The sequence below is a fragment of the Photorhabdus sp. HUG-39 genome (assembly GCF_963878365.1).
In the GTDB taxonomy this organism is placed as follows: domain Bacteria; phylum Pseudomonadota; class Gammaproteobacteria; order Enterobacterales; family Enterobacteriaceae; genus Photorhabdus; species Photorhabdus kayaii.
Genome location: NZ_CAWNWY010000025.1, coordinates 68,684 through 78,755, shown reverse-complemented (window position 1 = coordinate 78,755; position 10,072 = coordinate 68,684). Strand labels below are relative to the sequence as shown.

The following is a 10,072-nucleotide window of genomic DNA, read 5'->3' as shown; positions in this document are numbered from 1 at the left end:
GGGCAATAAGGGGAGCAGTAACTCCCATGCTTCATCAGGAAGGTCGTAACGAGCCATAACAGGTTTTTTCCGAAAGTCAGAGCCAGGGGATTATTCTATCTCAATCTATTGCGGGACACAGCCTAGTGTGGCTGTATTTCCATTCAAAATCAGTTTTGCCTGTTTTCGTGCAGCCTCAAATGTGGCATCACGAAAAGTGTCCCGCGTATACTGGCGATGGTTAATGGTGATAGTGATAACTTGTGCACCAAGATAGTATATTTCGTTTTCTTTAACGAATAGTCCGTATATTTCTGAAACACCCATTTGGAAAGCAGGTAAAGTAAATCTATAGGTGGTTTTTCTATATTCTCTATGTATCTTTAGTTGTGGCTGAATAAACAGATTTAAAAATTCCTGGTTTTCGATAAGAAAAGCATTCTTAATGGTATCGCTCATTTCTCTAGCATCTTGTAATTGCTTTAAGATAGTTGGTCGTTCATCCACTGGCCAAAAAGCATATTTATTTCCCGCTCCCCAAAAACAGTTATTCAGTACCTTCTCCAAATCTGACCAGGCACTGCTGGCCTGTCCAATACTGCCACCGACAAGCAAACTGATTCCCGCAGCCAGCCATGCTAGCAATCCTGCTGTCATGACAGAGCCAGCGGCGAACCAATAGAAGTCAAATCGGCACTCATACCAATTACCGCGGTACTAAAGCGCATCAGATTCATATAGGTAGGTCCGGGTTGTAACGGGTTGTTGCGGGCATATTCTGTCTGCATAACCACATCGGCCAGGGTGAAGGCATTCAGAAACAGGCTGACACCGGTCAATGAAGAATCAAACAGTAAACCAATAGAGGGTTTACCAGCCCCTTCTAAGGTAAAAAGTTGAACCGGCGAGTCCACACTGGTCTTGACTTCCGGCAGAGTTATTACCGGTTTAGTGCCGAGTGATTCCAGACGTTTACTCCAGTTAATTATCCGTTCCCCGATAGCCTGTTGACGCACCGCCGGGTCAGCCAGAAAGGTCCCCATACCTAACAGAATATTATCGACTCCACTAATAAACGGGCCCTTCAGGAGCGGTGATTTTACTTTGTCGTTATTCAGCACAGCGATAACCCCACTGGTAATGGTGCGCCAGAAGTTGCCATCCCCGTTGCCGTCTGACTCTTTGGCCGCCAGCTTTGCCAAAACCTGCTGGCCGGGCAAGGATGATTGCAGGTTGCCGAGCAGACCGGAGAGGATTTCACTGAAAAACCGGAACTCCAGCGCGTCCTCTTCTTCCAGCGTCTCTTTTTCATCTTGCAGTGAAAAGAAGTAGTGAAAGTAATTTTGCAGCCCGCCGACTTGATAACTGAGGTCCGGGTTATCCGCAAAGGCTTCAAACAGTTTCATAAACATCGCCTGACGCGCTTCAAAATCTTCGGTGACTTTTTTCAGTTTCGGCCAGTCATTTTCCCAGGCGTCAGAATCAATACTGTCATCTATTTTCTTTTTTAGCTCCGGGTTTTTGGTGGCTTTGAGCTTTTCGACATAGAAACCGATGGTCAGTGGGTAAATATTGGAGGCGTTATAGCTCTGTTGCCACAAATTCAGGATAGAGTAGGCTTCCACAATATCCCGCTGACGGCCTACCGGGTCATGCAGAATTACAATCCGCGCCTGTTCATTCAGGTGCAGATAACTGTTGATTTCCCGGATAATTTTATCGGCGTCCATCTCATAGCTGTCCTGAGTGGTCAGCGTATCAATACTGACGTCAGCCAAATCCAGTTCATTGATGTCTTTTTCAATGATGGCCTTGATGTTGGCAAACTGCTCCTGCCGGATTTTGTAATCGACAATCAGTTTTCGAAAATATTTGTCTGAGGCGTTAACCGCAAAGGGGGATTGTTTCTGTTCGAGATTGATGAACTGCATGGTTTTCTGCCGCAGTTCAAGACTGTTGTCAATCTTAGCCAGTACTGAGGAGTGCCACGGGTGTTCACTGTAGGCGATACTGATATTGATGACATCTTTGGCGACAAACAGGAATGGATGACCTTCGCCCCGAATGCCCGGCTCAGGGATAAGCCCTTCACTGGCATCTCTGCGGTTGAGGAACATATATTTTTTAAATTTTTCTACCCGCTGTTTTTTGCCGTTAACCTCTTTCTCTGACACGCAGTATTTAAAGATGTGCAGATAGCCCCGGGCCTTGCTGCCGCGAGCGGTAAGCGGGTCTTCTTCCTTAATGTATATCCAGCCGGGACGCAGGAGGCGGGCGGCATAGCCTTTGGTTTGTTGGAGTGATGAGGAGAACATCAGAGTGTGGATATCCGGGGGCGCTGCTGGTTTTTCCAGTTCTTTGCCGAAAAAGTTCACATAAGCATAGCGAACCGGGTAAATCGGTTTAATGTCGCAGTCACAGGGCTGAATATAGTTGTCTACCTCAAGATTCTGCGGGAACAGCTCGTAAGCTTTTTCTATTAATTTGTCAAATTGTTCCTGAATGTCAGTGGTCATAATATTTCCTTTGTCGTTAATCTAAGGATGTCATGGATACACTGCGGCTACTCTCAATTATTCAAAAAAGTTCATACAACCAAAGGCTGAGAATATTTTCACTGGTTACAATCCTGAATAAGTTCATTGTTCAGGCGGTGAACTTGCACAAATGATTTAACAGCACTTCAAAAAGCTGTTTGGGGGGATAGGTATGGACCAGATATTGCACGAAACAGGAGAAATCAGAAGGGAAAAATGTGGATTTTCTCGCGTCAACTCATTTACATCATGTTTTATTTGTAAAAGTCTTTCCCTATTGGTGTCTTTAGGACTTCTCATTTCTTCCTCTGTTTTTTACGTTAGAAAGTTAATACAAATTTATATTTATTCTCAATAAATATCAAAGTTGACAGTTTAAGTAAATGTAAATTCTTGATTAAAACAGTTAATAATGTAAATTTTATAAATATTTAAGTAACATGATTAGTTAATTTATTTCGGTAAGTTTTTATCCCAATAACCATTATTGCCAGTCTATGCTGGAGAATAATGATGAACACGGATGGACACAGAAACTGGCACACGCAGGTAAGAATGAAATAGTCTCTTAGCTTGAATTCGACCAAGCCCTTGCAAAAATCCTCTATCTTATTAAGGTAAAGAAAATAAAAATAAAGTATTAATAGGTAAAATCTATTGCAAAGATTAGTATTTTATCCTTTATTGGTGTACGCTAATTCTTTATTCTATATCCAATTTTTACATAAACCTCGTAAAACTACAGGAGTAACTCATGGTTCTGGTAACTCGTCAAGCGCCTGACTTTACAGCAGCAGCGGTCCTCGGCAACGGCGAAATCGTTGGGAATTTCAACCTGAAAAAACACCTGAACGGTAAACCTGCCGTTATCTTTTTCTGGCCAATGGACTTTACTTTCGTATGCCCTTCTGAGCTGATCGCATTTGACCACCGCTACGAAGAGTTCAAAAAGCGCGGTGTTGAAGTTATAGGTGTTTCTTTTGATTCTGAATTCGTCCACAACGCATGGCGTAAAACTCCTGTCGATCAAGGTGGTATTGGCGAAGTTAAATATGCAATGGTTGCTGATACTAAACGCGAGATTCAAAAATCCTACGGCATTGAGCACCCAGAAGCGGGTGTTGCTTTGCGCGGCTCTTTCCTGATCGACAAAAACGGCGTAGTTCGTCATCAAGTCGTTAACGATCTGCCTCTGGGCCGTAACATTGACGAAATGCTGCGTATGGTTGACGCACTACAATTCCATGAAGAGCACGGCGATGTCTGCCCTGCGCAGTGGGAAAAAGGTAAAGAAGGCATGAGTGCTTCTCCAGATGGCGTAGCTAAATACCTATCTCAAAACGCTGCTAAACTATAACCTTAGATATTACCCATAATTAGACCAGCCGGTTATTCCGGCTGGTTTTTTTTCACTGAAATTCCTCGTTTTGCCACCTTGCGCACAAAAACCCCCTATCCCCGATAACTATCACCACTTACAATTAAATTTACAATTGTTTAACATTAAAATCCGTGTAAATAAAATAAGTCATTACACCGACAAAAATAACCTCGCCAAAAGACAGGAGCTTACAATATGTTGAAAACATGGAAAACACCGCTGGCAATAATATCCCTGCTCGTCTCATCCCACCTTTATGCCGCTTCGGAACCGGCTGTTGAAGCCAAAAATGGTATGGTCGTTTCAGCCCAACATCTTGCTTCACAAGTTGGTGTGGATATCCTCAAAATGGGTGGAAATGCGGTTGATGCAGCGGTTGCTGTTGGCTATGCCCAAGCCGTTGTCAATCCATGTTGTGGCAATATCGGTGGTGGTGGCTTTATGACAATTCATTTAGCCGATGGTACCGATACTTTCATTAACTTCCGCGAAACCGCGCCAAGTGCAGCAAGTGCCGATATGTATCTAGATAAAGAAGGTAATGTTATTAAAGGAGCCAGTTTATATGGCTACCGCGCAGCCGGTGTGCCCGGAACCGTGATGGGGTTAGACAGCACCCTAAAAAAATATGGCAAATTGAGCCGTGAACAAGTCATGGCACCTGCAATTAAGCTGGCACGAGAAGGCTTTATACTGACCCGTGCAGATACCGATATTCTGGACACCACAATCAAACGTTTCCGCAAAGATCCAGAAGCAGCTCGTATCTTCCTACGCAAAGATGGCTCTCCTTATCAACCGGGAGATAGATTAATACAAACCGATCTGGCAAATACGTTAGAGTTAATTGCTAAAAAAGGGCAAGAAGCTTTTTATCACGGAAATATTCCTAAACTGGTCGCCGAAGCCGCTAAAAAATCCGGCGGCATTATTACCGAAGCCGATTTTGCCAATTATAAAATTTCAGAAACACCCCCCGTTACCTGTCACTATCGCGGTTATAAATTTATCTCTTCCCCGCCACCGAGTTCAGGCGGAGTAACCATGTGTGAAATTCTGAATATTTTGGAAGGTTATAACCTCAAAGAAATGGGATTCAACTCGGCTAACTATATTCACACATTGACAGAAGCCATGCGCCATGCCTACATGGACAGAAATACTTACCTTGGTGATCCAGAATTTGTTAAAAATCCAATCGATCGCTTACTGAGTAAACACTATGCTGAATCTCTACGTAAAAAAATAGAGCCAGGTAAAGCAACATTATCGGAGAATGTTCAGCCGGGTATTGGACCCCACGAGAAACCAGAAACCACACACTACTCCATTGTCGATAAAGAAGGTAATGCAGTTTCAACTACCTATACTATCAATGGACTTTTTGGTGCTGTCGTCATCGCCCCCGGAACAGGTTTCTTCCTCAATGATGAGATGGACGATTTCACCACTAAAATTGGTGAAAAGAATCTTTATGGTCTCGTTCAAGGCGCGACTAACTCTATTGCCCCCGGTAAGCGCCCACTATCCTCAATGAGCCCGACACTTGTCACAAAAGACAATAAGACATTCCTTGTTCTAGGCTCACCCGGCGGCTCCCGTATTATCTCTATTACCCTGCAAACCGCCTTAAACATTATTGATCACGGTATGTCTCCTCAAGAAGCGGTCAATAGTCCCCGTATTCATCACCAATGGTTACCCGATGAAGTTTATTATGAGCAACGTGGTATTTCTAAAGACTCGTTGAATTTGCTAGAAAAAATGGGATATAAAATGGTGGAACAGATACCATGGGGTGCTGCTGAAGTGATTATGGTTGGTTTACCTAAAACCGCTAGCACTTCAGCTAATTCTTCAGGCAATGATGCAGCCGTATCTGGTCAAGTTCGTGAAAACCATTTTTATGGCGCCAATGATGTCCGACGCCCGGCTGGTGCGGCTATTGGTTACTAATAGCTGACCGTTCAAGAAACAAACACACTATGTAAGATATCGGGATAGGGGCGCCTTTTCAGAAACCCTATCCCGCGCACTCCCAAACATCTATACCCGTCATCTTTCAAGTTGCCTCTTTGTTGGCTGCACTCGCTCACCCCGGTCACATAGTTATCTATGCTCCCGGGGATTCACTCCCTTGCCGTCGCGATGCATCTTGAAATCCATAGGGTATAACAATGACAAGCCGTCAGAATAAACGGGCTATTATCATTGATGAATTTGTCTCTCGCGAGCACCTGAACGCCCTAAAACGCGGTCATAAATACCAGCCACAACTAAAACCAACAAGGATGGCGCTAACCAGGCTAACCCCTGATCCGCCAGTGGTAAACGAGTTGCCCAGTTCGGTAATAAATACGCCAGTGCTTCAGATGATTTAATCGCATCCAAGATACCAAACAACAGACTAACTAACATTACCGGAGCCAAAATACGGGTAAAATTGTTCCACCAGCACAGCGTAAAACTCAACACAATCAGAACGATACAAGGTGGATAAATAGCTGTCAGTACCGGTATAGAAATCTTAATCAAATGACTCAAACCAAGGTTAGAAGTCAACATGGAGAATCCTCCAAGGATCAACACCAGTGAACGATAAGACAGGGGCAGATAACGGCTAAAAAACTCAGCACATGCACAAGTTAATCCAACCGCCGTCACCATACAGGCGACAAAAATCAACACAGCCAGGAAAATACTGCCGACACCACCAAAAGTATGATGAACATAGGCATGCAAAATGACCGCACCATTTTCTGCATGAGGCACTAACGATCCACTACCAGCGCCTAATTTGAACAGCGATAGATAAACCAGAATCAGACCAAAGCCGGCAATAAAACCTGCCCACATCGCATAACGGGTTAATAATGAAGATGAGGCAACGCCTCTTGAACGCGCTGCGTTAACGATGACAATCCCAAAAACCATCGCACCCAGCGTATCCATTGTCAGGTAACCATTGACGAAACCACTGGAGAATGGGATTTGCTGATAAACATCAATCGCTGGAATTGAATCACCGGCAGGCCAAAGTAAAGCAGCAACACCAAGTATACCTAGCGCCAACATCTTGATAGGCGCTAACACATGCCCGACAGTATCAAGCAAACGGCCTGGGTACAGGGAAACAGCAATTACCAACACAAAATAAATAAGACTGTAGATAAACAGAGGTAACTCGCCGGTACTGGTAAGCGGGGCAATGCCTACTTCAAAAGAGACCGTTGCAGTCCGTGGGATAGCGAATAAAGGACCAACAGCCAAATAACAAACTGTCGCCAACAGCAAACCAGCCACTCTACCAATAGGTGAACTCAGCTCTTCAATACCACCGCCAACTTTTGCCAATGCGATGATTGTAATGACGGGTAAACCAACCGCCGTCGCTAGAAAGCCTAATGCTGCTAGCCAAACATATTCACCTGATTGTAACCCCACCATAGGGGGAAAAATAATATTCCCCGCCCCGACAAACAGAGCAAAAGTCATAAACCCTAATGCCCAAATATCCTTAGATGATAAACGATGTGTCATAATGATTATTAATGTTTTGTTACCATATTTAATGGCCTGAATAATATAAATATCATCAATAGTTAAGCCCATATTGACAATATTGAACCCTAATTTAACGATTTATTATCAAAATAATATTCACTAGGTATCTGTCGAAGACAGATTATAGTGACCATGATAGATAGAATCGCCAACAACTGCCCACAAGTAAAACTTTTATAGTGCCAGAAGGCAATAGATAAACCAGAATGCAGAAGTATATGCCGCACTCTTTTTCAAAACTAGTGATTGCTGTTAGCTATCATTGAATAAACACTATATGATTTGCGTTTTTTTTAACCTGAAAAAATAATAATCAATTACGAAGATTAATTATTACTGTTAATCAAACTATTCCTATCTCTTCTGCTGGTTATTTTGACAGGTACAATCAATCCTGCCGGTAAAGTAAAACTAAAGATCGTCCCTTTGCCTATTTCGCTGGAAACTTTAAGATGAGAATGGTGATGATGTAAGGCATGTTTAACAATCGCAAGACCGAGACCACTTCCTCCAGTTTGTCTGGAACGCGCTTTATCTACTCGATAAAAACGTTCGGTCAAACGAGGTAGATGTTCAGCGCTGATACCTTGCCCATTATCTTTCACTGTAAATTCAGCACCATGGGAATTCTTTTTCCAACTGACATCAATTTGAGTCCCTTTAGGAGTATGGTTAACCGCGTTATAAACCAAATTCGACATTGCACTGCGAAGCTGCTCTTCATTACCGAACACTTTTAGACCTTCACCAACATCAAAATTAATCTTATAACATTCATTACCTAGCGCAGTGGCTTCCTGACGCAATATTTTAAGCATCAAAGGCACATTAACGACTTCATTCATATCAATTTGGGGAGCGACTTCAATTTTAGACAGTTGCAACAATTGTTTCACCAAACCGTCCATCCTCCGGGTTTGCTCCTGCATCGTATTCAGCGCTTTCTTATTTAGCGAACTATCCTCTGCCTGATCCTGCATCACTTCCAAATAACCCTGCAAGACGGTTAGAGGGGTACGCATTTCATGACTAACATTGGCAAAAAAGTCACGACGGGCATTTTCCAGTGTTCGCTTCTGAGTCACATCTCTGGCAACCATTAAGAATTGCCCCTCAGAATAAGGCATCACCCGGAACTCAACAACGAACCCATTATTTAATTCAATGGATAAAGGGCGCGAAAAATCCCTGGAAAGGATATATCGGCTAAAATCAGGGTAGCGAAGTAAATTAAAAATATGCTGTCCGTTGTCTTCAGGCCAACGAAAACCGAGTAAATGTTGTGCTAAACGATTACACCAGAAAATATTACCTTCCGTTGTCATCATCACAATAGCATCGGGTAATGATTCCGCCCCGCTACGAAACCGTTTGATCAACAGCGCCAGCTCACGACGCCGCTTTCGATTCCGTTGCTGCATCTGGTGAATACCATAGAAAATTGGTTCCCACCCTCCTCTCCCCGACGGTGGCAACATACTGCGATCCAACCATAGCCAATTCGAAAGTTTCAGCAAATTATAACCATGCCATATCAGCACCAAAAATACCGAAACAAATAAACACCAAGACAAATGACCAATAAATATCGACAGAATTACCGCAGGCAAACAAAAGAGAAACAGTTCTGAAACCAATTTTTTCCAAGATAAACGTTCTAACACATTAGATTCTCCGGTGCGTAGACTTACTACCTATCACAATAGGGCTATTTTATTTGCCATTCTTTGCCATAAAGAACAAACCTGGGCAGTGCTCAAAATCCTCACGTACTACGTGTACGCTCCGGTTTTTCCGCGCTGTCCGTGTTCAAACTGTCTGCAACAATTACGCCTATTGGGATAGGCTCTTAGTAACGGGTAGAAAAACGATAGCCCGTACCACGAACGGTCTGCACCATTTTATCATGGCCGCCAATCTCTAATACTTTACGTAAACGGCGAATATGAACATCAACAGTTCTATCTTCAACATAAACATTTGCTCCCCAAACATAATTAAGCAACTGTTCACGGCTATAGACTCGCTCAGGATGAGTCATAAAGAAGTGCAGTAATTTAAATTCCGTCGGCCCCATATCCAGTGCTTTATCCTGGCTGGTCACCCGATGGGACGTTGAATCCAAAACCAAACCATCCATTTCGATGATATCTTCCATGACCATCGGTGAAATACGCCGTAATACCGCTTTAACTCTGGCAACCAGCTCCTTAGGAGAGAAAGGCTTAGTGATATAGTCATCTGCCCCAACTTCAAGGCCACGCACCCGATCTTCCTCTTCACCACGGGCAGTCAACATCATTACCGGAATATCGCGAATATTATTATTCCGTTTCATCTGCTTAATTATCTGCAAACCAGAACCACCGGGGAGCATCCAATCCAATAACACTAAATCAGGATAGGGTTCAGATAAACATGCCAACGCAGAATCATAATCCTCTGCTTCTACCGGCTGATACCCGTTTTTTTCCAGAACAAAACAGACCATCTCACGAATCGGAGCTTCATCTTCAACTACCAAAATGCGTCTTGCCATGATTAATCCCGTTAATATATTGAGATAAACGCTACTTAGTTTAAAAAAACATTATGCGTCAGTTTTATGACA

General features: G+C 43.2%; 8 protein-coding genes. 2 read left to right on the top strand and 6 right to left on the bottom strand.

Annotation, left to right across the window (positions count from 1 at the left end; all coding sequences use genetic code 11):
• Window positions 1-105: 105 nt before the first annotated feature.
• Complete coding sequence (locus tag AAC155_RS16200) at window positions 106-636, bottom strand: hypothetical protein (protein WP_113043315.1); 531 nt, start codon at window positions 634-636, stop codon at window positions 106-108.
• The gene (locus AAC155_RS16195; RefSeq protein WP_113043314.1) at window positions 633-2,495 is read right to left on the bottom strand and encodes a toxin VasX; all 1,863 of its coding nucleotides are present in this window, start codon (window positions 2,493-2,495) and stop codon (window positions 633-635) included. The genes AAC155_RS16200 and AAC155_RS16195 overlap by 4 nt, the downstream gene beginning before the upstream one ends.
• Before the next feature lie 775 nt (window positions 2,496-3,270).
• Here AAC155_RS16195 and AAC155_RS16190 point away from each other — a divergent pair.
• Both AAC155_RS16190 and ggt read left to right on the top strand, forming a co-directional pair.
• Window positions 3,271-3,873, top strand: a complete 603-nt coding sequence (locus AAC155_RS16190) for a peroxiredoxin C (protein WP_011148042.1) — start codon at window positions 3,271-3,273, stop codon at window positions 3,871-3,873.
• Window positions 3,874-4,092: 219 nt separating this feature from the next.
• The gene (gene ggt, locus AAC155_RS16185; RefSeq protein ID WP_113043313.1) at window positions 4,093-5,853 is read left to right on the top strand and encodes a gamma-glutamyltransferase; all 1,761 of its coding nucleotides are present in this window, start codon (window positions 4,093-4,095) and stop codon (window positions 5,851-5,853) included.
• A gap of 11 nt (window positions 5,854-5,864) precedes the next feature.
• On the opposite strand, the gene AAC155_RS16180 is transcribed toward ggt, so the two are convergent.
• From AAC155_RS16180 to phoB, 4 genes are all read right to left on the bottom strand, one after another.
• Complete coding sequence (locus AAC155_RS16180; protein ID WP_158536583.1) at window positions 5,865-6,002, bottom strand: hypothetical protein; 138 nt, start codon at window positions 6,000-6,002, stop codon at window positions 5,865-5,867.
• Between the two features lie 103 nt (window positions 6,003-6,105).
• A complete protein-coding gene (gene brnQ / locus AAC155_RS16175; RefSeq protein WP_113043318.1) occupies window positions 6,106-7,437 on the bottom strand; it encodes a branched-chain amino acid transport system II carrier protein in 1,332 nt (443 codons plus the stop codon).
• 350 nt (window positions 7,438-7,787) lie between these two features.
• On the bottom strand, window positions 7,788-9,125 hold the full coding sequence (phoR, locus tag AAC155_RS16170; protein WP_113043312.1) for a phosphate regulon sensor histidine kinase PhoR: 1,338 nt from the start codon (window positions 9,123-9,125) through the stop codon (window positions 7,788-7,790).
• 185 nt (window positions 9,126-9,310) lie between these two features.
• Complete coding sequence (phoB, locus tag AAC155_RS16165; RefSeq protein WP_112879375.1) at window positions 9,311-10,000, bottom strand: phosphate regulon transcriptional regulator PhoB; 690 nt, start codon at window positions 9,998-10,000, stop codon at window positions 9,311-9,313.
• Window positions 10,001-10,072 lie beyond the last annotated feature (72 nt).